This window comes from Prevotella sp. P2-180 (assembly GCF_002251435.1).
In the GTDB taxonomy this organism is placed as follows: domain Bacteria; phylum Bacteroidota; class Bacteroidia; order Bacteroidales; family Bacteroidaceae; genus Prevotella.
Genome location: NZ_NPJI01000029.1, coordinates 22,045 through 46,855 on the forward strand (window position 1 = coordinate 22,045; position 24,811 = coordinate 46,855).

General features: G+C 46.2%; 24 protein-coding genes. 9 read left to right on the forward strand and 15 right to left on the reverse strand.

The window, feature by feature from the left end; all coding sequences use genetic code 11:
* Window positions 1–40: 40 nt before the first annotated feature.
* Genes dprA through CIK98_RS04275 form a run of 3 tightly spaced genes read right to left on the reverse strand, consistent with a single transcriptional unit; the run spans window position 41 to window position 2,912 of the window.
* Entirely contained in the window at window positions 41–1,171 is a 1,131-nt protein-coding gene (dprA, locus tag CIK98_RS04265) for a DNA-processing protein DprA (RefSeq protein ID WP_094383044.1), read from the reverse strand.
* Between the two features lie 21 nt (window positions 1,172–1,192).
* Window positions 1,193–1,585, reverse strand: coding sequence for a thioesterase family protein (locus CIK98_RS04270; RefSeq protein WP_094383045.1), 393 nt, complete (start codon window positions 1,583–1,585; stop codon window positions 1,193–1,195).
* A 4-nt stretch (window positions 1,586–1,589) separates the two neighbouring features.
* Entirely contained in the window at window positions 1,590–2,912 is a 1,323-nt protein-coding gene (locus CIK98_RS04275) for a DUF2851 family protein (RefSeq protein WP_094383046.1), read from the reverse strand.
* A 165-nt stretch (window positions 2,913–3,077) separates the two neighbouring features.
* On the opposite strand from CIK98_RS04275, the gene dapB reads away from it, so the two are divergent.
* Genes dapB through CIK98_RS04300 form a run of 5 tightly spaced genes read left to right on the forward strand, consistent with a single transcriptional unit; the run spans window position 3,078 to window position 7,364 of the window.
* Window positions 3,078–3,833: a 4-hydroxy-tetrahydrodipicolinate reductase gene (gene dapB, locus CIK98_RS04280; RefSeq protein ID WP_094383047.1), complete on the forward strand. Its 756-nt coding sequence runs from the start codon at window positions 3,078–3,080 to the stop codon at window positions 3,831–3,833.
* Window positions 3,834–3,836: 3 nt separating this feature from the next.
* Window positions 3,837–5,273: a signal peptidase I gene (gene lepB / locus CIK98_RS04285; protein WP_094383048.1), complete on the forward strand. Its 1,437-nt coding sequence runs from the start codon at window positions 3,837–3,839 to the stop codon at window positions 5,271–5,273.
* Between the two features lie 19 nt (window positions 5,274–5,292).
* Window positions 5,293–5,811 carry a signal peptidase I gene (gene lepB / locus CIK98_RS04290; protein WP_141210406.1) on the forward strand — a complete coding sequence of 173 codons (519 nt, stop codon included), beginning with the start codon at window positions 5,293–5,295 and terminating at the stop codon, window positions 5,809–5,811.
* Window positions 5,812–5,823: 12 nt separating this feature from the next.
* Entirely contained in the window at window positions 5,824–6,447 is a 624-nt protein-coding gene (locus tag CIK98_RS04295) for a WbqC family protein (RefSeq protein ID WP_094383050.1), read from the forward strand.
* Between the two features lie 32 nt (window positions 6,448–6,479).
* A complete protein-coding gene (locus CIK98_RS04300) occupies window positions 6,480–7,364 on the forward strand; it encodes a helix-turn-helix transcriptional regulator (protein ID WP_094383051.1) in 885 nt (294 codons plus the stop codon).
* A 2-nt stretch (window positions 7,365–7,366) separates the two neighbouring features.
* Here CIK98_RS04300 and CIK98_RS04305 read toward each other — a convergent pair whose 3' ends face one another.
* Both CIK98_RS04305 and ung read right to left on the reverse strand, forming a co-directional pair.
* Window positions 7,367–7,960: a DUF3109 family protein gene (locus CIK98_RS04305; RefSeq protein ID WP_094383052.1), complete on the reverse strand. Its 594-nt coding sequence runs from the start codon at window positions 7,958–7,960 to the stop codon at window positions 7,367–7,369.
* 46 nt (window positions 7,961–8,006) lie between these two features.
* Window positions 8,007–8,672 (reverse strand): uracil-DNA glycosylase, encoded by a 666-nt coding sequence (gene ung, locus CIK98_RS04310; RefSeq protein ID WP_094383053.1) that lies wholly within the window; start codon window positions 8,670–8,672, stop codon window positions 8,007–8,009.
* Between the two features lie 172 nt (window positions 8,673–8,844).
* On the opposite strand from ung, the gene CIK98_RS04315 reads away from it, so the two are divergent.
* Both CIK98_RS04315 and CIK98_RS04320 read left to right on the forward strand, forming a co-directional pair.
* Window positions 8,845–10,146 carry an LruC domain-containing protein gene (locus CIK98_RS04315; RefSeq protein ID WP_094383054.1) on the forward strand — a complete coding sequence of 434 codons (1,302 nt, stop codon included), beginning with the start codon at window positions 8,845–8,847 and terminating at the stop codon, window positions 10,144–10,146.
* Window positions 10,147–10,187: 41 nt separating this feature from the next.
* A complete protein-coding gene (locus CIK98_RS04320) occupies window positions 10,188–11,801 on the forward strand; it encodes a leucine-rich repeat protein (RefSeq protein WP_094383055.1) in 1,614 nt (537 codons plus the stop codon).
* Window positions 11,802–11,826: 25 nt separating this feature from the next.
* Here CIK98_RS04320 and CIK98_RS04325 read toward each other — a convergent pair whose 3' ends face one another.
* From CIK98_RS04325 to CIK98_RS04335, 3 genes are all read right to left on the reverse strand, one after another.
* On the reverse strand, window positions 11,827–12,381 hold the full coding sequence (locus tag CIK98_RS04325) for a nucleoside deaminase (protein WP_253249642.1): 555 nt from the start codon (window positions 12,379–12,381) through the stop codon (window positions 11,827–11,829).
* Window positions 12,382–12,466: 85 nt separating this feature from the next.
* Complete coding sequence (gene ettA, locus CIK98_RS04330) at window positions 12,467–14,164, reverse strand: energy-dependent translational throttle protein EttA (RefSeq protein ID WP_094383056.1); 1,698 nt, start codon at window positions 14,162–14,164, stop codon at window positions 12,467–12,469.
* Between the two features lie 13 nt (window positions 14,165–14,177).
* Window positions 14,178–15,377, reverse strand: a complete 1,200-nt coding sequence (locus CIK98_RS04335; protein WP_172409815.1) for a glycosyl hydrolase family 8 — start codon at window positions 15,375–15,377, stop codon at window positions 14,178–14,180.
* A 150-nt stretch (window positions 15,378–15,527) separates the two neighbouring features.
* Between CIK98_RS04335 and CIK98_RS04340 the strand changes: the two genes are divergently transcribed.
* The gene (locus CIK98_RS04340; RefSeq protein WP_094383058.1) at window positions 15,528–16,685 is read left to right on the forward strand and encodes a TlpA disulfide reductase family protein; all 1,158 of its coding nucleotides are present in this window, start codon (window positions 15,528–15,530) and stop codon (window positions 16,683–16,685) included.
* Between the two features lie 5 nt (window positions 16,686–16,690).
* On the opposite strand, the gene CIK98_RS04345 is transcribed toward CIK98_RS04340, so the two are convergent.
* The 5 genes from CIK98_RS04345 to CIK98_RS04365 all read right to left on the reverse strand — a co-directional run bounded on the left by CIK98_RS04345 (window position 16,691) and on the right by CIK98_RS04365 (window position 22,327).
* Window positions 16,691–17,923 (reverse strand): pitrilysin family protein, encoded by a 1,233-nt coding sequence (locus CIK98_RS04345; protein WP_094383059.1) that lies wholly within the window; start codon window positions 17,921–17,923, stop codon window positions 16,691–16,693.
* Window positions 17,924–17,927: 4 nt separating this feature from the next.
* Window positions 17,928–19,112 (reverse strand): FprA family A-type flavoprotein, encoded by a 1,185-nt coding sequence (locus CIK98_RS04350; protein ID WP_094383060.1) that lies wholly within the window; start codon window positions 19,110–19,112, stop codon window positions 17,928–17,930.
* A 56-nt stretch (window positions 19,113–19,168) separates the two neighbouring features.
* Window positions 19,169–20,080, reverse strand: a complete 912-nt coding sequence (locus CIK98_RS04355) for a carbohydrate kinase (RefSeq protein ID WP_094383061.1) — start codon at window positions 20,078–20,080, stop codon at window positions 19,169–19,171.
* Window positions 20,081–20,171: 91 nt separating this feature from the next.
* Window positions 20,172–20,705, reverse strand: coding sequence for a TIGR00730 family Rossman fold protein (locus CIK98_RS04360; RefSeq protein WP_094383062.1), 534 nt, complete (start codon window positions 20,703–20,705; stop codon window positions 20,172–20,174).
* 317 nt (window positions 20,706–21,022) lie between these two features.
* A complete protein-coding gene (locus CIK98_RS04365; protein WP_094383063.1) occupies window positions 21,023–22,327 on the reverse strand; it encodes an MATE family efflux transporter in 1,305 nt (434 codons plus the stop codon).
* A 130-nt stretch (window positions 22,328–22,457) separates the two neighbouring features.
* On the opposite strand from CIK98_RS04365, the gene CIK98_RS04370 reads away from it, so the two are divergent.
* On the forward strand, window positions 22,458–23,204 hold the full coding sequence (locus CIK98_RS04370; protein WP_253249643.1) for a M15 family metallopeptidase: 747 nt from the start codon (window positions 22,458–22,460) through the stop codon (window positions 23,202–23,204).
* On the opposite strand, the gene CIK98_RS18890 is transcribed toward CIK98_RS04370, so the two are convergent.
* Window positions 23,183–23,308 carry a hypothetical protein gene (locus tag CIK98_RS18890; RefSeq protein WP_256387755.1) on the reverse strand — a complete coding sequence of 42 codons (126 nt, stop codon included), beginning with the start codon at window positions 23,306–23,308 and terminating at the stop codon, window positions 23,183–23,185. The two genes, CIK98_RS04370 and CIK98_RS18890, sit on opposite strands and share 22 nt — an antisense overlap.
* 193 nt (window positions 23,309–23,501) lie before the next feature.
* The gene (locus CIK98_RS04375; RefSeq protein WP_094383065.1) at window positions 23,502–24,698 is read right to left on the reverse strand and encodes an ATP-binding protein; all 1,197 of its coding nucleotides are present in this window, start codon (window positions 24,696–24,698) and stop codon (window positions 23,502–23,504) included.
* Between the last annotated feature and the right edge of the window lie 113 nt (window positions 24,699–24,811).

Here is a 24,811-nt window from a genome sequence, read left to right on the forward strand (position 1 = left end):
AATAGTTCTTTTACACCTTATATATATAAATAGATGAATCTTATTTTATCAAATGATAATTACCGCCAGCCATTGGTCTTACAATGCCGTTCATTTCCATTTCGAAGAGAAGTTGGTTTAGCTTGCCAATGGTAAATCCTGTCTTAATCATAAGAATGTTAAGCTGAAGGTCGCCAAATTTTTCGAGAGTATTGGCTATGGTTTGTTGTTCGTCTGTCAGTTCAGGGAAGAGCGAAAGCTCAATGCCTCTTGATTTTGCCTCTTCAAGGATTTTATCGTTTTCCCATCCCATTGACAAGACGAAGTCTTCTGCCGAAAGCAATAGGCTGGCTTGGTTGTCGTGTATGAGTGAGTTGCATCCTTGAGAGTAGTGGTCGCTGGTTCTTCCAGGCACTGCAAACACATCTCTACCGTAGTCTTGCGATATTCTTGCCGTGATGAGTCCTCCTCCATGTTTTGCTGATTCGACGAGTATGCAAGCATCAGAAATGCCAGCCACTATTCTGTTTCGTCGTATGAAGTTTTGCTTGTCAATTCTAGTGTTCGACATATATTCTGTCAGCAGCCCTCCTTGTTCAATCATTTTTGTAGCCGTTTCCCTGTGCATGGAAGGATATAAGGTGTCGAGTCCGTGTGCGAGCACTCCCACGGTGTTGAATCCATTGTCGAGGGCATACTTGTGAGCGTTGATGTCTACACCGTATGCCAGTCCGCTGACGATGAGCACTTCAGGGCATAGCTTTTTCAGGTCGGAAATGAACCTGCATATCACGTCAGAGCCGTAGTTGGTGCAGTGGCGAGTGCCTATAATGTTTATTACGTGATGGCAGTTGAGATTGGCGTTGCCTTTGTAATACAGTACTACAGGAGCGTCTGGACATTCGTTTAGTCGTTGCGGATAGTCGTTGTCGCCATAGCAGAGTATGGAGATATTGTTTTTCTGACAGAATTCCATTTCGCTTTTAGCGTAGGCTATTGCGTCGTTCCAGTTGCCGCCGATAATGTCTTTTAGTCTTTTTGAAGATTCGGGCAATAACTCTTCAAGATGATCACGTGTTTCATACACTGTCTTTCCGCTGCCGGTTTGTTGTATAATCCGTAGCAGTACGTCAGGACTGATATATCCCAATTTTGTGAGTGCAATGGTGTAGAGAATATCGTCGTTGCTCATAAGTGAGTGTTGTTGAGTTGTTTATTGCAGCAATGCCCTGTCGTAGTCTTCGCTTGCCGCCAGTTTTCCGTTAACAAGACAAACGATGACTATTTCCCCTTGGAAACAAAGTTTTTCGTCGCTTGCTCTGTATATGTCTTGTAAGAATACATATTTCAGTCCTTCTTTTCTTATGGCGAGTCGTGATATGAACTCATCGTCGCATTGCAGTGGAGTTTTGAATCTCAGGTTCATTTTCGCCACCACGGCGTCGACACCTTTCCTGTGCATCTCAGCAAAGCTAAGCCCTCTTTCCTTTATGAAGAGGTGGCGTGTATGTTCTGCATAATGCAGATAGTTGGCATTGTTTACTATACCTTCGATGTCGCACTCATAGTCGCGAACCATCATTCTTGTTTCAAATATATATTTCATGTTTTTACTGGTTTTGTTGTAAATTATGACCTTCTACCCTCTTCAAATACTCATACCCAATTCTGCATCTCAGACATTCCCTTTTGTCGCAGTATTCCTTTTTCAGTTGTATCAGGGCTTGTGTGTCGCCGGCGTTTGTCACTTCCAGTCCACATTCTCTCCACATTCTTATTATATGGTTGTTTTCAGCTTTCAGTTGGTCGAGTATGTCGAAGGCCCGTTCGCAAAGAAGCTCGTTTTGGATGTGTCTGCCGTAGGCAAAAAGCATCGGCACGGCGGTGTTGATGAGTAGCAGGTTGATGGAGAAAGGTGACATGCTTTTGCTGTTTTGTAGACTCTCTGCGCCGAAAATGTAATGATTGCCCCAATATGGAGTGACATGTGTGGCAAACAGAGATGCCATCTCTTGTGCAGTCTTGCATTCCACAAGTCGGCTCAGCGACATACGCCTTTCGTAGTATAGAGTGGCGAGTTGTGATATTCTTATGTGGGGAAAGTTCTGGGGACGAAGTCGTAGAAACTTCCACATCTTGAAGTCGATGGGCGTGAGCTTGAACTTATGCGCCAGATAGCGGTATTCGTTGGCCATCTTCGTGTAGTAGCTGTCGTTGATGGCGTTTTGCTGATGTTTCTTAGGCACTGAGTTGATGTCGAGAAGTCCTGCCTGACCCATGAACATCGTCTCTACCTGAAACAAGTCGTCGCGGTGATGAGCCACGCAGTTCAGTTGAAGATTGGTGGCCCACTGCTCGAATGCGTCGCCATTGATGCCGAAGCCGTAGTTGCGTGCCAAGGTAACAAAAAGTGCGTCCTCCCACGAGCCGTTGAGCCTTTCTACACGTCGTCTGATAGATTCGGTTTTCTGCTCCAGTCGTTCGGTTTCCAAACACGACATCCATGAGTGTATCGTGAGTTTGGTGAGAGAAGGCACTATCTTGTAGCATGGCGGATAGCAGTCGGTCTTCATCAGTATGGAATAGTTGTCGGTCACATGTTGTGGAACGGTCAGCATCAGCTGCGGCAGAGTCTCGCCTTTTGAGTTTCTTACCTCGCAGTCTATACATTCCGCCACATGTAGCACCACATTGTCGTATGCCGGGTTTTGGTCGTGACCGTGTAGATACCAGTCTTTCGACTTGTCGTGTATCTCGACGTTTCCCACCCATGTCTGGCCGTCAATTTTCACCTTGGCATTGAAGAAATCAGGTCCTGCGTTCCTGTTGTGGAGTCCAGGATCGATAATCTCTACGAGTCGTCCGTCTGTTGTGGTGAGTTCTCCAAGAGGCGTCATCTTGTGTTTCCACACATAGTGCAACAATTGTTCCATGTTTTTTCCAAATTAGTATAGGAATAGTCCTTAATCTGCAACAAAAGTAATCAAAAAAAATGCAAAAAACGCATATAAAGTGTTTTTGTTCTGATTTTTTAACTGAAAACCAATTGATTATGCACAAAATTCAGTAACTTTGCACAAAATTTTAATAAGAACAATATGAAAATAGCATTAATAGGTTACGGAAAGATGGGTAAAATGATAGAAGAAATAGCCATCAGCCGTGGACATGAGATTGTAAGTATCATAGATATCGACAACCAGGAAGACTTCGACAGTCCTGCTTTCGCATCTGCCGATGTGGCTATAGAATTCACTGCTCCGCATGTGGCCTATGGCAACTATTTGCGCGCCTTCAGCCACAATGTAAAAGTGGTCAGCGGGTCTACTGGTTGGATGGACGACCATAAAGCCGACGTGGAGCGCCTTTGTCGCGAGCAGGGGCAGACATTGTTTTGGGCGTCAAACTTCTCTATCGGTGTAGCCATCTTCTCGGCTGCTAACCGTTATCTTGCAAAAATCATGAACCAGTTTCCACAGTATGATGTGGAGATGGAAGAGGTTCACCACATACATAAACTCGACGCGCCAAGCGGCACAGCCATCACGCTTGCCGAGGAGATAGTGGCCGAGATAGACCGAAAGGATGGCTGGACCAAAGGCACGCTGCTTGCTCCCGACGGCACCCTCTCTGGGGAAAGGAATGCCGATGCCGATAAGTTGCGCATCGACTCCATCCGACGCGACGAGGTGCCTGGAATACACACCATAAAATACGACTCGGAAGCAGACTGCATCACCATTACCCACGATGCACACTCACGCAAAGGCTTTGCCCTCGGAGCCGTTCTTGCTGCTGAATATACCAAAGACCATAGCGGTCTGCTCACAATCAGTGACATGTTTAAGTTTTAGGCAATGGAAGATTTAAAGAAGAGAAAACTGAATATGAAAGTGCAATGGGCTAAGTTTGCCGTTGTACTCGCACTGTATATAGCATTCCTCGTTTGGGTGAAAAGCTGGTTGGGAGTAGTGGTCATACCTTTTATATATGACATCTACATCACAAAGAAGATAAAATGGCAATGGTGGAAAGAAGCGGAAAAACCAGTGAAGTTTGTCATGTCGTGGGTCGACGCACTCGTCTTCGCCCTCGTGGCAGTGTATTTCATCAACCTGTTTTTCTTCCAAAACTATGTCATTCCTTCGAGTTCGCTCGAGAAGTCGCTGCTCACAGGCGACTACCTCTTTGTAAGTAAGGTGAGCTACGGACCACGCATTCCAGAGACACCGCTCACCATGCCCCTCACACAACACACACTGCCTGTGGTGGAGTGTAAGTCATACATCGAGTGGCCCCATTGGGACTATCGCCGCGTGAAAGGACTTGGTAAGGTGGAGCTGAACGACATCGTGGTATTTAACTATCCTGCTGGCGACACCCTCTGCTCTGCACCACAATACCAAAGCTACGACTACTACGGCATGTGCTACAGCATAGGCTATCAACTTTATCCACAACGGCCTAATCCAGACTCACTGTCTGCCAACGACCGTATAAAGTATTTCAACACCTTGTATGAGACAGGACGAGAGGAACTGCGACGCAACGAGGCAGAGTACGGAAAAATAATCACCCGCCCCACCGACCGTCGTGAGAACTATGTGAAACGATGTGTGGGACTGCCAGGACAGACCTTGCAGATAAAAAACCGCATTGTCTATCTCGATGGAAAGGCAAACAAGGAACCGGAAGAAGTGCAGTACACATATTATGTAAAGTTGAAACAGCACATACCGGATGAAATGCTGAAAGACCTTGGCATATCCATGGAAGACCTCGTGAGCCTTAACACAGCAGGCTACATGCCACTTACAAAAAGGGCGGTGGCTACTCTCTCAAAAAGAAAAGACCTTGTGGAAAGCATACGGATTAACACCGACGCTTCAGAACACGACATCTATCCTCTTAATGGTAACATGCACTGGACGCGTGACAACTATGGACCGATATGGATTCCGGCAAAGGGAAAGAGTATCAACTTGACACTCGACAATATTGCAGTATACGAACGACCGATAAAAGTATACGAACATAACGACCTGCAAATAAAGGAAGGAAAGATATACATCAATGGAAAAGAAGCTGACAGCTACACTTTCAAGATGGACTACTACTGGATGATGGGAGACAACCGGCATAACTCAGCAGACTCCCGATACTGGGGATTCGTGCCTGAAGACCATGTGGTGGGAAAACCAATCTTCATCTGGTGGTCAAGCGATCCCGACCGAAGCGGATTCGGAGGTATACGCTGGCAACGGCTCTTCAGGTTTGTAGACAACATAAAGTAACGGGAGAACAACTGAAGATGTGAAAAAATATGCAGTCGCCATAATATTAGCTTCCGTGGCTCTCTTTGCCTTCAGGGCTTTGGTGTTGACAATATACACCATAGAGGGCAACGCTCTTGAACCAATGTTTAAGAGCGGCGACCGAATTATGGTTAACCGGTGGAGCTACGGCCTCAGAGCCGGAGAAATAAACGGCATATTCGGATATGGGCGACTGGGGGCATCGATGCCGGAGAAAGGCGACATCATTGCTTTCGACAATAATGTCCCTAATCCTAATGGTGTGTTCGTGGGAGTAGTAAAGGCACTTCCTGGTGACACTCTTAACACAAAAGAAGGTCCTTTCCTCGTACCTGGTGAGGTGACGTGCGACAAGCAGAACTACTACGTGGTGGAAATGGGAAAGAAACACTCACTATGCACCATTCCCGAGTCAAGCATAATTGGCAGGGTGGTGCTGATAGTTTACAACCACGACGATTCGCTCCCGTTCTACACTGGTTTCGACAAGACACGCCGTTGTCTGTTGCCGCAATAAACATAAACAACAATGAATCTTCTCTCAACAACATATTTCGGCCCGGTGCAATGGTATCAGAAACTCAACAGCGGCGACATCACCCTTATTGAGGCACATGAAAACTACTGCAAGCAAACCTACAGAAACAGATGTGTCATTGCTACTGCAAATGGCACTCAGTCGCTTACCGTACCAGTGGAACGGCCAACGAATGTCGACCTCAACCGCTGTCCCGTTCGCGATATACGCATAAGCGATCATGGTCGTTGGAGACAGCTACATTGGAATGCACTGCAAAGCGCATACAGCGAGTCGCCCTTCTTTGAGTATTATGCTGACGACCTGCATCCCTTTTTTGAGAGCCGCTACGATTTTCTCTTCGACTTCAACATGGAAATATGCCGTAAGGTGTGCGAGCTACTTGACCTTCGTCCTGACTTGTGCCTCACCGACCAATACCTGAAACGCGACATGTTGCCTGAGACAACGGTGGACTATCGTGAAGCTATAGTGCCCAAACACCCTTTGCCTGACAGTAGCTTCCAGCCTCGACAGTATTATCAAGTGTTTGCATCACGGACAGGATTCCAACCCAATCTCAGTATTCTCGACTTGCTGTTTAATATGGGACCAGAAGGCATCTTTTTCCTGTAGATATAGGACAACCCATTTACTCATATTAACTCATGAACAACAACGGCATAAAAGAATTAAGTCTTAGACTGACACAGGTGGCACATGACCACACCGACTTCATCGACGGCGACGTGCTTCTGGTCGACAGGTTGAATCGCGCCTTAATGCCAACAAGCCCCCACAGACTCACATTCATCCTCGTCGCCTTGTGTACAAAGGGAGAATGTCGTTTCACTATTGATACACAACAATTTACAATAAAGAAGAACGATCTCGTAATCATCTCCGACCGCCACATCGTCGACAGTTTCTCAGCCACCGATGATGCCGATGGACTTGTGATGATGCTTTCCGTAAACTTCTTTTACGAGATAGTGCGAAACGTGAGCGATGTATCTACACTCTTTTGTTTCTCAAGAAGCCATCCTGTGGTGTCGCTGGAAGACAGGGAAGTGGAGCTGTTCAGCAGCTACTTCTACTTTCTGAAGGAAAAAATAGGCGATCCAGCCAACAAGTTCCGCCGCAACATCGTAGGCACATTGATATTGGTAATGTTCTACGACCTTAGCAATGTGATACTAAGGGTGCAGGAAGAAACGCATAATAAGAAGCAAACCCGAGCTGAATCCATTTTCACTAAGTTTATACGTCTTGTCGAACTTCATTTTCGTCATGAGCGTAAGGTGGGATGGTATGCTTTGCAACTTGGCATTACGCCAAAATATCTTTCCGAAACAGTAAAAAGCGTCAGCAGTCGTACTCCCAACGAGTGGATAGACAGTTATGTCACACTCGAGTTGAGAGTGATGCTGAAAACGTCGACAAAGAGTATAAAGGAGATATCCGACGAGATGCACTTCCCCAACCAGTCGTTTCTCGGAAAATTCTTCCGCGAACATGTTGGAGTCACTCCCACTGCCTATAGGAAGAAATAAGGTTATTCCGACTTTTGAGATGTGTCGAGATCGCTAATTTGAGCACATTCTTCAAGCATTTTATACCATTCTTCGCCAAAACGTCTAACGAGAGGATCCTTCAGAAACTTATATATCGGGATATCAAGCTCTCTGCCTTTCTTCACAGCCTCCTTGCACACATCCCATCGATGATAGTTAAGGCCTACAAGACCATTTTTCAGATGCACCTCGCGAATAGGGTATAGGGCGCAGCTTATGGGCTTGCAAAACTTCGTCTTTCCAGCACGGTAAGCCTTTTCAAGAGCACAGAAGCAACACCCGTTTTCATGACAGGTGAACACGCAGTCTTTGCCGCCTACGATGCTTGTAACCAGGTCGCCTTCCTGGTCAGTGTAAGCCACGCCTTGTCTGTCGATGATAGTTTGTGCCGATGCATTAAGGCTGTCCCACACAGAATCTATGGCATCCTCTATGGCAGCCACCTCGTCAAGAGTGACAGGTGCACCTGCATCGCCCTCAACACAACATTCACCTTTGCATGCGTCGAGGTCGCAGCAAAACTTCTCCGTTATTATTTCTGTGCTGATGAGTACGTTGTCAATTTGAAAAAACATATTCCTAAATCATTATTTTCTTATCTCATTTGCTCAACTATTCACATTACCACTCTATTTCCTCAATCCCCCACTGTCTCAAATACGCATTAGCGAGCGAGAAATGGTGGTTGCCAAACCATCCTCCCCTATTAGCCGACAGGGGTGAAGGATGAACCGACTGAAGCACTAGATGTCGCGATTGGTCAATTAGTTTCGCTTTGCTTCTGGCATATCCGCCCCACAAGATGAAAACCAAGTGTTCGCGCTGGTCGCTGAGAGCCTTTATGGCAGCGTCTGTAAACGTCTCCCATCCCCTGCGTTGGTGGCTTGCAGCCTGATGAGCCCTTACGGTGAGCGTGGCGTTCAGCAGAAGCACACCCTGCTTCTCCCAACGGGTAAGGTCGCCACTGGTAGGCATTGGCTTACCCAAGTCGTCGCATATCTCCTTGAAGATATTGACAAGCGAAGGAGGAAACGGAACACCCTCGTTTACAGAGAAACTCAATCCGTGAGCTTGTCCAGGTTCGTGATACGGGTCTTGTCCGATTATCACCACTTTCACCTTGTCGAACGGACAAAGGTTGAATGCGTTGAAAATCTGATGTCCTGGAGGAAAACACGTGTTTGTGGCGTACTCCTTTTTCACAAAGTCGACAAGTTCTGTGAAGTACTGCTTGGAGAACTCATTTTGAAGCAATTTTTGCCACGAGCTTTCAATTTTTACATTCATTATTTCACTTTAATATAATTTTTTATGCAAAAATACTCTTTTTCCTCCTTTTCTGCAAATGATTTTGCCAAAACTTACTTTTTTTAACGTCATAATGCCCCAATAGCTCAGAAAAAATACGTATCTTTGCCGCAAACTAAAATATACGACAACAACAAAACCGCAGTAAAGGATGAAAAAATCAATATTGGCATTCATGTATGCCGCCGTAACATCACTCATAATATCTTCGTGTTCTGCCGACTATTTCAACGAAGAAAGATACGAAGATCTTATCAAGGATGTGTTCCCTGTGTCTGGTTTCGACACCAATCACTCATGGAACCTCATGCAGACTGTAAACGCTATTGTAGACCTCAACGCATCGCCGGAGGGTGAGTATGCCGTAGACATATACGACGGCAATCCCATGTCTAACACGACCAGAAAACTGGCCACAGGTATTGTAAAAGGCACAACCGTGTTTAAATTCAGTATGCCAAAAGACGTAAATCCCTCTACGCTATATGTCGTGGCATATAAAGGCAAGACGGTAGTTGTCGACGGTACATTCCCCTTTGTCAACAGTACACTGACTGTCAAGTCGAAGGCTGGTGACGAAAAGGAGGTCAACACAGTGCAGACTGCCATGAGTCAGGAATTCACCTACTGCTTTGAAGAGACATATCCTGAAGGTGGAGACTTCGATTTCAACGATGTCGTAATGGGCGTATCGATGAGAAAATCTCCCAAAATAGTCAACGACAGTGCAAACATTGTTGATATCGATGTGAGATTGAGGGCAGTGGGAGCTGTAAAAGGCCTGGCCGCTTCTATGCATATCAATGGCGTCACCCCCGACGATATAGCACCGTATTTCACTATGCCAGTGAAAGGATGGAACTACTACATTTATCCAAGCATAAGTCTTTCTGACCCTAAGGGCAAGGTAGGGACTACTCACTATGGCGATGTGTGTATCGACCTGTTCAACGATGCTCACTATGCTATCAGCGGAGGATTACTCGACCAGACAGGAACACAGGTGCCAAGAGTGTTTTTCAATACCAAGACTGACTCCCTCGGCCTTGACTGGCTGTCAGTGACACCCACTATCACCACCTACAGGCTGAAGTTCAATGATGTGGAAAAGTTTAACTCAATAACTATCGAGGACCTTGACATATTCATTATATCCTCATACAATGGAAACAACTTCGAAATACATACCCCAGGATATATCAAGGAACGTTCCAAATACGACTATCCAGTAAACAATATCAACGTGCCATGGGCACTGGTCATACCGGCAATATTCCGCTATCCATACGAAGGAGTGGAGATAGGGCGATACGATGCGGATTACGACAGCTATGAAGGCGCATACCAACTACAAAAATATTCGTTTGTAGAATGGGCACGCAACAGAAACAACCTCAATGCACAAAAATGGTATCGCTATCCAACAGAGGAAAGGGTCTATCCGGAAAACTGACATCACCCCAACCTATACTAATACCTGTTAACTTAAGATAAATGCTGAAAGACAGTTCTTCATTCATACCATATAACGCTACTACTGTAAAGAATTCAACCGTATACACTACCTATTGCCAACTGTCCAGACAACAATTAGCTGACGGAAAGGTGATAATGGTCAAGCGCCTGCGACCGGAATATCTCGACAACGAGAAGTTGCGCTCATGTCTCGCAAAAGAATACGAGATAGGACGCAGAGTGTCTGCCAAAACACATTATGTGGTGAAATACAACAACTTTGTCAGCAACGACGAGGAGGTAGAGCTGATAATGGACTTCGTGGATGGCGACACCCTCGACAAATTCGTGGAGGAACATCCAGATTACTTTCGCAACAAAGCTAACCTTTGTAGGTTTCTCCTTCAGTTGCTTGAAGGAATTAGGTCTATTCACCATGCTAACGCCGTTCATCTCGACATCAAGCCCTCCAATCTGATGATGACACATGTCAATCGCGATGTCTGCATTATCGACCTTGGATTCTGTCATGCCGACTCTTGGCCAGGACTGTTAGGCACTACTGCCGATTTTGCGGCTCCCGAACTGCTTGCTCATAACTACGACATCGACGCAAGAACCGATATCTATGCCATAGGAAAAATACTGCTTTATATCGAGCAACAACTGCAGGTTACCTTTAGAGGCTATAGACTGCCCAAAAACCTTCAGGGTTTTGTACAGCGATGCATAAGGCAAAACAAGCAGGAACGATGGAACTCAGTGGATGAAGCGCTCGGCTTTATGGACAGTAGTAGAAAAAAACTCGTAAAATGGCGTATTGCCGCCGTGACTGCGTCAACAGCTCTCTTGGTGCTGACAGTATTGTTCTGCTTGCGCAATATCTCAGAAGACCCAAAACTATTTGTAGGCGAAAACAATATCGTCTACGAAGTGCTGTCAGAAGATTCTGCAATATGCCAAGTGGTAGGAAGCGACTCTACACAGATATTTAAGCATATCTACATTCGCTCAAGCGTGTCTCACAACAACAAACAATACACAGTGACAGGCATAGCCGACAACGCCTTCAAATACAACGGCCTTGAGTCGCTCAGCCTTCCGCAGACCCTTCAGACCATTGGCAACAACGCCTTTTTAGGCTGTCAGAAACTTCAGTTTGTCGATATTCCCGACTGCGTGACCACTATAGGCTCTCAATCCTTCTGGCTATGCCGCAGTATGTCGAGTCTTCGCTTGCCTTCTGGCATCAAAGAAATACCCTCTGGGGCATTCAGCTTTACCAATATGGAGAATGTGGTGGTGCCTGAAGGAGTGACCACCATCGGTTGCGATGCCTTCGCTGCCAACGAGCGACTTGTCAACGTCAGTCTTCCAAAGTCGTTGCAATCGCTGGAACGTGGAGTGTTTTGGAAATGTAAGGCTCTGAAAACCATTACAATTCCTGAAAATGTAAGAGAAATAGGCATTCTCGCCTTCTACGATTGCACATCGCTTACCGACATCTACAACCTTTCGCCTGTTCCGCAGAATGTGAGCAAGATATTCAGTCCCGACATGCATGTCACTGTCCACGTTCCCCGTGGCAGTGCCGAACTATATCGCAAGCATTATGTGTGGAAATCAACGACTATAGTAGAGAAAACCTATTGATTATGGACAAGAACTCACCCACATGTCAATACTTCTCGTGCTGCATGTTATTGTATTCCTCAAACAGTTTTAGGCACTCTTCGCGACCAATTTCTTCCATATAGTCGCCGAGTTTGTCGCGACCGCCGAAAATCTCGTTAAATTTGCCGTCGCGGAATCCTATGATGCTATTGTCTTCAATAGTGCAGCCATAGTAAATCTTACTGATATTTGCCCACATGCAGGCACATAGGCACATGTGGCACGGTTCGCCAGTGGTGTATAATTCGCATCCTGAGAGGTCGAAAGTTTTGAGATTCTTGCCAGCATCGCGTATGGCAGCCACCTCTCCATGACATGTCGGATCGTTGTGAGACAGCACACAGTTGTGTCCGCGTCCTACAATCTTCCCGTTTTTCACAATCACAGATCCAAAAGGTCCGCCATGTCCCGCACGAATGCCCTCACGAGCCTCAGCAATAGCTATGCGCATAAGTTCCATTCTGCCAAGTGTGTCTGAAGAAACAACGTCGGCACCTGACGATGGCTCTTTCTTATTCTGAGAATGTGCGGAAAGTGAGAAAGATACAAAGGAAATCATAATAATAAATATCTTAAATTATCTCATATTTGCTTTTTCAAAAAAGACAGGGATGGAACATCTCTGCTTCCATCCCCGATTAGTATTATTCCTCCATCAACTTACGGTAGCGGCCTTTCTTAATTTCCTCATTGCCGAGGCGGCGGGCCTTGTTTATCTCATAGTCGGAGTAGCTGCCTTCGAAGTAGAACACTTCGCCGTTGCCTTCAAAGGCAAGGATGTGAGTACAGATGCGGTCGAGGAACCAACGGTCGTGGCTGATCACTACCGCACAGCCAGCAAAGGCTTCAAGACCTTCCTCAAGGGCGCGGAGCGTATTGACGTCGATGTCGTTGGTTGGCTCGTCGAGAAGCAACACGTTGCCTTCCTGCTTCAGGGCAAGGGCTAACTGAAGGCGGTTGCGCTCACCGCCTGAGAGCACACTACACTGCTTGCTTTGGTCGGTGCCGGAGAAGTTGAAGCGGGAGATATAGGCACGAGCATTGACGTCGCGACCTCCCATACGTATGGTCTCGTTGCCTTGGGAAATGACTTCGTAGACTGTCTTTGAAGGGTCGATATCCTTATGCTGCTGATCTACGTAGGCCAGTTTCACTGTTTCACCCACCTCGAACGATCCGCCGTCGGCTTTCTCCAATCCCATGATGAGACGGAAGAGTGTGGTCTTGCCGGCTCCGTTTGGACCGATTACTCCTACTATGCCGTTGGGCGGGAGCGTGAAGTTCAGGTCGTTGAACAGCACTTTTTCGCCAAATGCCTTTTTTACGTGCTGAGCCTCTATCACCTTGTTGCCAAGACGAGGTCCGTTGGGTATGAATATCTCGAGTTTCTCCTCACGCTCTTTCTGCTCCTGGTTGAGCATCTGCTCGTAGCTGTTTAGACGAGCCTTGCCCTTTGCCTGTCGTGCTTTTGGAGCCATGCGCACCCATTCCAGCTCTCTTTCGAGTGTCTTCCTGCGTTTGGATGCCGACTTCTCTTCCTGTTCCATGCGTTTGGTCTTTTGGTCGAGCCACGAAGAGTAGTTGCCTTTCCATGGGATGCCTTCTCCGCGGTCGAGCTCGAGAATCCATTCGCTCACGTCGTCGAGGAAGTATCTGTCGTGGGTGACGGCAATCACAGTGCCCTCATACTGCTGTAGGTGCTGTTCGAGCCAGTCGATGCTTTCGGCGTCGAGGTGGTTTGTAGGTTCGTCGAGCAGCAGCACGTCAGGCTTTTGCAGCAGAAGGCGGCAGAGAGCCACGCGGCGACGTTCACCTCCTGAGAGGTTTGTCACTGGCCAATCGCCAGCAGGGCATCGCAGTGCGTCCATGGCGCGTTCAAGCTTTGAGTCGATGTTCCATGCGTCGGTAGAGTCGATGATGTCTTGCACTTCAGCCTGTCGTTGCATAAGCTTGTCCATCTTGTCTGGGTCGCCATAGTATTCCTCAAGGCCAAACTTTTGGTTGATGTCTTCGTATTCGGCAAGAGCGTCGTAGATATGCTGCACACCTTCCATCACGTTTTCCTTCACGGTTTTTGTCTCGTCGAGTGGAGGGTCTTGCGGCAGGTATCCCACGGTGTAGCCAGGGCTCCATACCACTTCGCCTTGAGTGGGCTGTTCAAGTCCGGCAATGATTTTCATCAGTGTAGACTTTCCGGCGCCGTTAAGACCGATGATACCTATTTTTGCTCCGTAGAAGAACGAGAGGTAGATGTTCTTCAGGATTTGCTTTTGATTTTGTGGGATGATTTTCGATACTCCCACCATTGAAAAAATTACTTTCTTGTCGTCTACTGTTGCCATATTTTTATATTATTTATAATTCAAACTTTCCGCTTACGTGAAGCATAGAGAGGAAGTATACCATGCCTTCATAGTAGCGGTATTTGCCTGTTGGGGGCTCTGCGTCCCACAGGCGTTGTACTATCTCGCGTGCCAGACATTGATGTTCTGGGGTGGAGTGGGCGAGTGCGAATGCTGCCACGGCGTTAGCTCCTGCCATGCCTCGTGAGTAGTCGCCAAAGGCTTTCTTGCCGTCAAGAGTGAAATGGGCGTGCTTATAGCCGTCGGCTTTGAAGGTTGCTAACAGTCGAGCCATCGTCTCTGTCTGGCGTTTCTTGTCTTTGCCGCAGAGGTAGTAGTCCATTCCTACGTTCATGGCGCAGCGTATTGCGTCGTACATATATATAGATGTGTCGTAAGCTGCGTGTGGCCATCGGTAGGCTGTTCCGTCGTAGTTGCTGTAGTCAGGATAGAGGCCTGTGACGGGGTCGGCAGAGTCTATGAGATGGTTTCGTGCCGCCTTGGCTGCCTTTTTCCAAAACTTACGGTCTTTCTCTGCCACCTTCGCCCAATAGTCGAGGAAGGCAGGCAGTTGGTATGAGGGGTCTGTGAAGCCATGCCCGGCATGGTCTGGCACGAAAGTGACGAGGCAGTTGTCGCGATTGTAGAGGTTGTATACGCCGGTTTTTGTGCCGTCGTTGTCCATAGTTCGCTGTAGTATCTCGTTAGCCTCTTTTGCATATCGTGGCTCGTTCCATTTTTTTGCCGCCACAAACAATGCGGTGGCGTAGTATATCTCGCCGTCGGAGGCGTTGCTGCCTCCAAACTTTGTGCCGTCGGTGTGGCATTGCCAGCAGAAGAATCCGTCCCATGGCGATTCTTTTGGGTAAGCCATGTGTCGTTTCGACCATTCCCAGAGTTTGTCAAACTCCTCCCTGTGTCCCAGTTGTACGCTAATCATCATACCGTATGACATGCCTTCTGTGCGCACGTCGTTGCTACCAGTATCCATTACGAATGCCAGACCGTCTGGTGAGTTGTAGTACACAGTTTTCTGTCCGTCGGCTTCATATAGGCTCAAGTCACCAGGAGTGAAGAAGTGCCCCCAGATGTTTTCAATTTTTCTGTCCACTTCCGCGTCGGTTTTCCCAAGCAGAGTCTTGAACAGATTTTCAGCGTTGGCGGTTGTTGTTGTAGCCGCCATAATTGCAAGTGTCAGCAATGTTTTTTTCATATCAACAATAATAATTTGGTAATAGTAACTTTGCAAAGTTACGTAAATAATGTCAAATAACAATGAAAAACCCATATTTTTTGACTTTTATTTTGTTCTTCCCCCAATAATCATTACCTTTGTAGGCAGAAAATTGCAATTTTTTAAAATATGAACATCAGAAAGCTATTATCTGCGACTGCCATCGTGGCAGTTGCACTTGCCTTTGCGGCATGCCAAGAGAAGAAGTTTCATGTGGAGGGTTCTATTGCCAATGCGAAGGACTCTACGCTCTATTTCGAGAATATGAGTCTTCAGGGACCTGTTACGGTCGACTCTGTGAAGCTCGACGAGGATGGGGCGTTCAGTTTTTCAGACAAATGTCCTGAGGCTCCCGAGTTCTATCGCCTGCGTATTGCAGGGCAGATAATCAATGTGTCAATAGACTCTACAGAGACAGTGAGCGTGAAGGCTTCCATGCCCGATATGGCAAAAAACTACCAGGTGAGTGGTTCGGAGCAGTGTGCAAAGATCCGTACTCTTGCGCTGAAGCAGATTGAACTTCAAAACCGAGCTATCGCCATTGAGCGCGACATGACCATTGGCACTCAGGCTGCCGCAGACAGCATTAACAAGTTAATGAATGCATATAAAGAGGAGGTAAAGCGCGACTTCATATTCCAAGAGCCGAAGGCGGCATCGTCATATTTTGCCTTGTTTCAGGCCATAGGACCGTACTTGCTTTTCAACCCGCGTACAAACAAGGCCGACATAAAGGTGTTTGCTGCCGTTGCCACCAGTTGGGACACTTTCTATCCAGGGGCTGAACGTGGTGAGAACCTGCACAACATTGCCATTGAGGGAATGAAGAATGAGCGTATCGTGGCGGCTGAGCAGAATGCCACGATCGACGCAAGCAAGGTGACGGAAGCTGGCATCATTGACATAAAGTTGCGCGACAACAAGGGAGTGGAGCGTTCGCTGACGGCACTGAAGGGAAAGGTGGTATTGCTCGATTTCCACGTGTTTGCCATGGAGGAGTCGCCAAAGCGCATACTCATGCTTCGCGAACTATATAACAAATATCATGCTCAAGGTTTTGAAATCTATCAGGTATCGCTTGATACCGACGAGCATTTCTGGAAGCAGCAGACTTCGGCTCTGCCGTGGATCAGTGTTATCGATCCGTCGAGTGTGAATTCCCAGACTCTTGTGCTTTACAATGTTCAGTCAGTGCCCGACTTTTTCATCATCGACCGCACCAACACGCTTGTGAAGCGTGCCTCTGGTGTAAAGGACCTGGATGCGGAAATTGGAGCGCTGATGTGATTTCCTCATTTAATTACCAACCTCGTAAGTAGCTCGGGATCAAATATATCTTGGGCTACTTTTTGTATTTGACTGGCTGTGAGAGCGTCGATACGTTTGAAGAGGGAGGTGATGTCTTTCTCACGACCATAGTGGAGAAAGCACCGGCCGAAATCGATGGCAAAGCTCTCTCGGTTGTCGCACGCTACGGCTATCTGTCCCTTAATCTGCCGCTTGGCGGCATTCAGTTGGGTCGTGGTCAGTGGCTTGTCTATCACACGCTGTAACTCTTTCGTCACCAGTCTTTCGCACTTTTCCACGTCGTGAGGGTCACAACCGAAATATACGCACCACACGCCCGTGTCGCTATAGCTTGTCATAGAGCTTTCCACGGTGTAGACAAGGCCATTGCGTTCGCGAAGCGACATGTTTAGACGTGCGTTCATGGCTGGCCCGCCGAGAATGTTGTTGAGCAGATATAGAGCCATACGTCGGTCGTCGTGAACGCTATAGGCGCGGTTGCCTATCATCACGTGGGCTTGATGTGTGCCTTTGGTTATCACTCTTTTCTGCATGCGATAAGGAGGCAGGGTAGAGGATGTGGATGTAAGACCCATTACGGGTTGCGAACCAGGCAAATCCCTTGTTGCACGTTTCAGGAGGTTAACAAGACGTCTGAAGTCTACATCGCCGTAAGCGAAGAATACGGCATTCTCCGGCTTGTAGTATCTGCTTGTGAATGCCTTTGCCGTTTCTGTCGTGTATTTTCTCAGCTTGCTTGCTTCTCCGAGCACGTTGTGCCCTAAGGGATGTCCCTCGAAGAGCATGTTCTCAAATATGTCGTAGATGAGTTCTGCCGGCGAGTCGTTATAGCTCTCTATTTCGTCGCATATCACCTCAATCTCCTTGTCGATTTCTGCTTGTGGATAGAGACTGTGGAAAACGATGTCAGACAGCAGGTCTACGGCCTTTGCCGTATGGTCTTTGAGTATGGCGGAATAATATACGGTGTCTTCCTTGTTGGTGAAGGCATTTATGTCTCCTCCGAATGTTTCAAGGCCATTGATGATGTGCCATGCGCGCCTGCGTTCTGTACCTTTGAATGTAGTGTGTTCGCAAAAATGGGCCACGCCCTCTTCTCCATCAAGTTCGTTGCGTGTTCCGGCATTGATGCCGAAACCGCAATAAACCACTGGTGAAGAGGATGGTAAGTGGATGATGCGCAGCCCGTTAGATAATGTTGCAGTGTTGTATTCCACTTTTTTACTCCTCTGTTATAGCTTTAGCCATGCTTCGTCCGAGTTCTTCGCATTGCTTGTAAGTCTCTTCGTTGAGGCTTTGGCAGATGTCTACGGGTGTGCCCACTGGTGTGAAATGCAGTCGTGTGTCGTTCCATTCCTGTATTTTTGCAACAGCCTTGCTTGCCCAACCATAGCTGCCAAACCATCCGAGATAGTGGTTTTTGATATCCTTGTTTGACAGTTCTGCCAGCAGCACGTCCATCTCGTGGTAAAGCCCGGCGTTGTAGGTTGGTGCCCCAACGATGAGTGCGTTGTATCGGAACACGTCGCGTATGATGTAAGAATGGTGGGTTTTCGACACGTTATACATCACGATGTTCTTTACTCCAGCCTCTGATGCTGCGCGAGCGATGACTTCAGCTGCACGTTCGGTGTTGCCATACATAGTGCCGTAGCAAATCACCAGTCCCGGTTCGGTTTTGTAAAGCGACATGGAGTTGTAGAGGTCTATCACTTTGCTGATGTGTTCGTGCCATACTGGTCCGTGTGTAGAACAGATGTAGTCGAGTTTCACATTGGCAAGTTTCTTTAGCGCGTTTTGAACAGGCGTGCCGTACTTTCCCACAATGTTTGAGTAGTAGCGTACCATCTCGAGCCAGAATGTGTCGCAATTGATTTGCGAGTCGATAATACCTCCGTTGAGAGCTCCGAAGCATCCGAAGGCGTCGCCAGAGAATAGTACGTTTGATGTGGTGTCGAGTGTTACCATTGTCTCGGGCCAGTGCACCATAGGTGTGAGTACAAACTGCAGTGTGTGTTGTCCGAGGCAGAGCGTGTCGCCGTTTTTCACTTCGAGCGTGTTCTTGTCTATGCCGTAGAAGCCTTTCATCATGCAGAAGGTCTTTTTGTTGCCCACGATGGTGATGTCGGGATAGTACTTGCGTATGAGTTCTATTGCTCCGCTATGGTCGGGTTCCATATGGTTTATTACGAGATAGTCAATCTTTCGGTCGCCAATTACTTCCTGAATATTTTTGATGTAGGGAATAAAGAAATCAACCTCAACAGTGTCTATGAGACAGATTTTCTCATCGTCGATGATGTAAGAGTTGTATGACACTCCGTTTGGCAATGGCCAAAGACCCTCAAACAGGTTTTTGTTGCGGTCGTTTACGCCAACATAATGAATCTTGTTTGTAATTTCCATCTTTGTTGTATTTATTTTGTATTGTCTTTATATCTTGCATTAAGTTTCTATTGTGTTCAGCTCCTTACACCTTCTATATAGTTATAAATGCTTTTGCAGCATTCGCCGGCAAATTGTTGAGCCGAGGCGATGAGCTTGTCCCAAAGTGCCTCTGGCATACCGTAGGCAATCTGTTGCTTTGTAACATTGTTTTTGATCATTCCGTATACTAAGCCTGCGTTGAAGTTGTCGCCTGCTCCAATGGTGCTTACTGTTTCCATCCTTTCCACCAGATAACTCTTGCTTATGCCGTTGGCTCTAAGTTCCACAGACTTTGCTCCTTGTGTGAGAATGAAGTTGCGTGTGTAGAAAGAGATGTCGTTACGGTATATCTTGTCGGCATCGCTATGTCCGAATAGCACCTCGAAGTCGTCTACGCTGCCACGCACAATGTCGCAGTATTCAAGATTCTCAAGCAAGTTGGCTCTGATTTTTATAACGTCGTTGCGGTGGGAGGCACGGTAGTTTACGTCGTAGTAGATTATGGCGCCATGGCTTTTTGCATAGTCGAGAAAAGCGGCTACCTGACTTCGTATAACCGGATTGACTGCATAGAAGGAGCCGAACATAACAATGTCGTCATTGTTGATTTCCGGATAAGAGAAATCAAGATTGTCGTGAGGGTGATCTTTATAAAAGATGTATTCAGCATCGTTGTTGTCGTCAAGGAATGCCAGTGATAATGGCGACTTGCTGTCTTTGTGTACGCAGACGTTAGATGCGTCTACTCCATTTTCCTCTAAGAAACTTATGATGCGGCGGCCTATCCGGTCGTTGCCGGTTTCGCTTATGAATGTAGTTTTCACGCCAGAGCGTCCCAGTGATATCAGTCCGTTGAACACGGAACCGCCAGGTACCGCATTTATTGGTGTGTCGCCTTTGAAAATAATGTCGAGAACTGTTTCTCCTATACCAATTACTTTGCGCATTTGTCGTATATATACTATTTATGTGTGCAAAATTACACATTATTATATATTTGTAGTTACCCTGTTGTTTTTTTTTGTGGATACGAAAGGCTTATTTAACGCAATTTAACCTTACTTCCTCCAAATTCGTAGCCACTTTGATATGTTCTCTCCATTGTCCTCTTATCATCCCCTTTTCGGTAAGGTCGTCAAGCATGGCTATCATGCTATCCCAAAAACCATTGATATTATAAAGCACCAAAGGCTTGTTGTGGTAGCCTATGGTGGCAGACGCCACAACGGTGAATATTTCATCGAGAGTGCCAATTCCTCCAGGCAGGGCGACAAACACGTCGCTCTGCAGCATTAGAAGCTGCTTGCGGTCGGTAAGGTCGGAACATGGTATATGCACATCGAGCCATGAGCTCACTTTTCCGCGTTCTTCCACCTTTGTAGGCACCACACCTATGGTCATGCCCTTATTGGATTTTGCGGCTTTTGACACACATTCCATCAATCCCATATTGCATCCGCCGAACACGATGACGTGTCCGTTCTGTGCTGCCCACTGTCCTAGCTCTTCTGTTCTTTTGAAGTACTCTGCATCGATATTGTCGTTTGCAGAACAAAAAATACCTATTTTCATGCTGCAAAAGTAATAAAAAAGATAACAAAAATGCCAAATAATAGCATAATTAACATTTTGTTCCCCAAAATTCACAATAATTTGCTTGTCGTTTAAAAAAAAATGACTAACTTTGCAGCGTCATTTTGATAACAGTTCATTGAAAAGTAGAAATTAAGTATTACCTCTTTGGAGGTTTACGATTATGTAGTAATTAAAGGTTACATTGGTTTAGATTTTTTTGGTAAGCAGAAAGAATTAGTGATTTAAGGTTAGTTATTTTAGGTAATGAACTAAGCCCTCGTCGTGAGACGGGGGCTTATTTTTTTTTCGGCTTTTTAATAGCTCTTGAGACGATAACGCTTGAACAGAAGTGTCTGTACTATTCCTCTTGCCACGAGGTAGAATGTCAGGGCAAGCCAAAGAGCATGGTTTTCAAGCATGGGGAACAGTAGCGTGTATGTGGCGAAAAATACTATTGCTCCTGCAAATGTAGAGGCAAGCATGCCTCGCGTGGCTGTCATGCCAATATAAAGTCCGTCCCAATAGAATGCTCCCATGCCAGATAGGGGAATGGCTACTGCCCAAAGCATATACTCTTTTGATGCCGACACCACATCAGGCTCGTCGGTAAGAAGGCGGAGGAATGGCCTGCCGCCAAAGAGATATACTAAGGTGTATAATGCCGTAAGCAGCAATGCCCAGACGAAGAGTCTTCTTACTATGTCGTCGAATGCCCTTACATTTCCTGCGCCATAGTATTTTCCGCCTATGGCTTCACCTGCATAGGCAAATCCGTCCATTACGTATGAATAAAGTGTGAAAAGTTGAAAAAGTAGCGTATTCACCGATAATATCACTGCTCCCTGCTTAGCTCCGGCAGCAGTGAAAAACAGGTTTACAGCCACAAGAAACACAGTGCGAAGGAATATGTCGCGGTTAACCGTAAAAAATCTCATCATGGCTTTTGTGTCTCTCATGGCTTTTACAGATATGTATCGCATCAGTCTGCCGTATCTGTTGCAAAGCATTACTAAAGCTAAGGCAAATCCAGCATACTGTGCCACAAGGGTGCCTATGGCCACACCTTCCACTTTCATACCGAAAACGCTTACGAGAGTTATGCTTGCAGCGATGTTTATAATGTTCTGTACTATAGAGATGACCATGGGAGTGCGAGTGTTCTGCATGCCTATATACCAACCAGTCAGACTGTAAAGGCCTAATACAGCCGGTGCTCCCCAAATGCAGATGTCGAAATATGCGCTTGTGTATGCCTTGATGTCATCAGTGGGTTGCATGGCTGCCATGGCTGCAAACTTTACAACGGGCTGAGCTAAAACGAATAGTATGCCCACGCCCACTCCCAACGCCATTGCGCGGACGAGCATGTCTACTGCCTCGTCGAGCCTTCTACGACCGTATGCCTGCGAGGTCATGCCGCTGGTGCCCATCCTCAGAAATCCGAATATCCAGTATATCACATTGAATATCATGCTGCCCACTGCTATTGCACCAATATATGCCGCACTTCCCATGTGTCCCACGATAGTCACGTCAACAAGCCCTAACAGTGGCACTGTGATGTTTGATACTATCGATGGAATGGCGATTTTCAGTATGTCTTTGTCCTTTTCGCTCATTTCTCTTGATTCTATTGTTTGTGCAAAGGTACATATAATATTTGGTAAAACAAAAAAATATTGCCTTTGACTTCATTATTCTGATAATTATTATTATCTTTGCAGAAAATTTGTTACTTACATTATTAATATGAGATATTCAACAATGTTTCTATCTGTTTTGATTAGTATGGCCACTTCTTTCGTTTCATGTACAATGGAAGACAATGGCAGTGGTAAAGAAACCTCGTGTCCAGAGCTTGTAGCATGGACAGCGGGAGCAACAGTGACTGACGATGAAATCGCTGATTTTGGTATTCAGCGATGCTTTGTGAGTGAACTTATTTCCGACAGCGTGTTTCAGGTGATGAAGGGTAAGTCTTATAAGGATAATTGTACCGTTCCACGTGGCGACCTAAGATACGTAAAGGTGCTTCACCGCAACCTGAAAGGCGAGAACGTGCTTGGCGAACTGGTCTGCAATAAGGAGATAGCTTCCGATTTGCTCGACATCTTCCGTGAGCTTTACGATGCCCGCTATCCGATAGAACGCATGGTGCTGATAGACAATTACAATGCAGAGGACGACCCATCGATGATTGCCAACAACTCCTCCTGCTTCAATTTCCGTTTTGTTGCCGGCACCACAACGCTCTCAAACCACAGTATGGGCAAGGCCATCGACATCAATCCGCTCTATAATCCTTACGTGAAAAAGCGCGCAGACGGTAGTTATTATGTCAGTCCTGAAGAAGGTCGTCCCTACGCCGACAGGTCCAAGAATTTTGACTATAAGATAGATCACAACGACCTTTGCTACAAACTATTCAAAAAGCATGGTTTCACTTGGGGTGGCGACTGGATAAGCCTAAAAGACTACCAGCATTTTGAGAAGTAGTGCGAATTATCATTTGCTTCGGAGCGTAGGGCAATAGCCATTTCCAGTTCCGCGTTCGTAAAGAAGTACAACCTTCCATCTGCCAGTTCGGCTGTATCTGCCATAAAGGGTCTTGTTGAAAAGGATTTCGTCACCCACGAAAAGAATGAATACTACGTCTATGACCTTTTCTTCCAGCTATGGATAGAAAAATGTTATTTAGGATAGATTATTGAAGTTCATATTGTATAATCATTGTGTTTTCATGATATAATTGAAAGGTGCAGCCTCAGCAATCGGGGCTGCACCTTATAAGTTTTAGTAGTTCATACCCACAATCCATAGGGGCAGTTTCTTGCCTACGGGATATTCCATATCATCAGCAAGGATATATGAGTCGGGAATATCGGCAATTTGATCGAACGATTTCTTACTGCCGCCCACTTCCAGTATCACTTTCCCGTCAATTCTGAAGTCACCCTCATCCTTGGAGTACTCCACTGTGTGGTTGACGCTCAGTTGGTTAACCACAAAACATTCCCTTATAGTACCTGTTACAAGGCGGCTCGATAAAGCATAAAGCATATTGGTGTTGTGAATGAATATCTTGTCGGGTTTCTGCATCTTTGTCACCGACTTGTTGTCGGAATAAACAAGATGCAGCAATTCTGCCCGCTGCATGGCATTCAGATAATTCACTACAGTATTCTTGTTTATTTCAAGATAAGAAGCTAGTTTTGATATGTTCACCTCATAAGGCAGATTATCAGCCAGAAAAAGCAACATTGCCTTCAGTTTTCGTGTGAATGCAGGGTCAACTCCGCAGAATGTGGTAATTTCCTGGTCGATGATAAAATTGGCCACATTCTCTATCCTGCTGTAATATTCCGTTTCCACACCATCATAGAATGGATAATACCCTACCCTAAGATACTCTTCAAACATTTTCACAGGTCGGCATTTCGCATTTACTTCAGCACATATATTGTCTGCATTGCCGAGTATCTCTTCAAGTGAATATTTGGGTAATTGTATCCCTTTGTAGAAATGAAGGAATTCCCTGAAAGACAGCCCTTCCATCGTATATGACAACACCCTGCGCGAGAGGTCCGCATCAGCATTTAGGATCTGAATAAGCGACGAACCGGTGAAAGTGATTCTCAACTGCGGATAAAGGTCTATGATTTCCTTTATCTCAATGCTCCACTTGGGATATTTATGTACTTCATCCAGAAAGAGGTGCTCACCTCCCATTAGTGCAAACCGCTCGGCAAGTTCCAAAAGCGTGTGTGTAGTGAAATACATACTGTCAACAACGCAATACAGCGCCTTGCCGGCCGTCGTGCCGTAAGTCTTGCGAATATACTGGCGCATAAGTGTTGTTTTGCCCACTCCACGCGATCCTTTGATGGCTACGAGTTGGCGTTCCCAATTTATATCATTTATTATTTCCCTTATGATATCCATCTTCACCTGGGAAATAAACATTTGGTGCTTTCTGAACAGTGTTTCCATATATGCCAATGATTAAAATTCTTTTCGCTGCAAAAGTATAGAAACTTGCCGAGATAACCAAAAATAATCTCAAAAAGCTTATTGGAATAAGCGATTTTTAACCAAAACCGCTT

Bases quoted from the DNA above. Each gene is read 5' to 3' on its own strand.
- dprA (WP_094383044.1), bottom strand. From the start codon at position 1,171: ATGAGCAACGACGATATTCTCTACACCATTGCACTCACAAAATTGGGA.
- CIK98_RS04270 (WP_094383045.1), bottom strand. From the start codon at position 1,585: ATGAAATATATATTTGAAACAAGAATGATGGTTCGCGACTATGAGTGC.
- CIK98_RS04275 (WP_094383046.1), bottom strand. From the start codon at position 2,912: ATGGAACAATTGTTGCACTATGTGTGGAAACACAAGATGACGCCTCTT.
- dapB (WP_094383047.1), top strand. From the start codon at position 3,078: ATGAAAATAGCATTAATAGGTTACGGAAAGATGGGTAAAATGATAGAA.
- lepB (WP_094383048.1), top strand. From the start codon at position 3,837: ATGGAAGATTTAAAGAAGAGAAAACTGAATATGAAAGTGCAATGGGCT.
- CIK98_RS04295 (WP_094383050.1), top strand. From the start codon at position 5,824: ATGAATCTTCTCTCAACAACATATTTCGGCCCGGTGCAATGGTATCAG.
- CIK98_RS04300 (WP_094383051.1), top strand. From the start codon at position 6,480: ATGAACAACAACGGCATAAAAGAATTAAGTCTTAGACTGACACAGGTG.
- CIK98_RS04305 (WP_094383052.1), bottom strand. From the start codon at position 7,960: ATGTTTTTTCAAATTGACAACGTACTCATCAGCACAGAAATAATAACG.
- ung (WP_094383053.1), bottom strand. From the start codon at position 8,672: ATGAATGTAAAAATTGAAAGCTCGTGGCAAAAATTGCTTCAAAATGAG.
- CIK98_RS04315 (WP_094383054.1), top strand. From the start codon at position 8,845: ATGAAAAAATCAATATTGGCATTCATGTATGCCGCCGTAACATCACTC.
- CIK98_RS04320 (WP_094383055.1), top strand. From the start codon at position 10,188: ATGCTGAAAGACAGTTCTTCATTCATACCATATAACGCTACTACTGTA.
- CIK98_RS04325 (WP_253249642.1), bottom strand. From the start codon at position 12,381: ATGATTTCCTTTGTATCTTTCTCACTTTCCGCACATTCTCAGAATAAG.
- ettA (WP_094383056.1), bottom strand. From the start codon at position 14,164: ATGGCAACAGTAGACGACAAGAAAGTAATTTTTTCAATGGTGGGAGTA.
- CIK98_RS04335 (WP_172409815.1), bottom strand. From the start codon at position 15,377: ATGAAAAAAACATTGCTGACACTTGCAATTATGGCGGCTACAACAACA.
- CIK98_RS04340 (WP_094383058.1), top strand. From the start codon at position 15,528: ATGAACATCAGAAAGCTATTATCTGCGACTGCCATCGTGGCAGTTGCA.
- CIK98_RS04350 (WP_094383060.1), bottom strand. From the start codon at position 19,112: ATGGAAATTACAAACAAGATTCATTATGTTGGCGTAAACGACCGCAAC.
- CIK98_RS04355 (WP_094383061.1), bottom strand. From the start codon at position 20,080: ATGCGCAAAGTAATTGGTATAGGAGAAACAGTTCTCGACATTATTTTC.
- CIK98_RS04360 (WP_094383062.1), bottom strand. From the start codon at position 20,705: ATGAAAATAGGTATTTTTTGTTCTGCAAACGACAATATCGATGCAGAG.
- CIK98_RS04365 (WP_094383063.1), bottom strand. From the start codon at position 22,327: ATGAGCGAAAAGGACAAAGACATACTGAAAATCGCCATTCCATCGATA.
- CIK98_RS04370 (WP_253249643.1), top strand. From the start codon at position 22,458: ATGAGATATTCAACAATGTTTCTATCTGTTTTGATTAGTATGGCCACT.
- CIK98_RS18890 (WP_256387755.1), bottom strand. From the start codon at position 23,308: ATGGCAGATACAGCCGAACTGGCAGATGGAAGGTTGTACTTCTTTACG.
- CIK98_RS04375 (WP_094383065.1), bottom strand. From the start codon at position 24,698: ATGGAAACACTGTTCAGAAAGCACCAAATGTTTATTTCCCAGGTGAAG.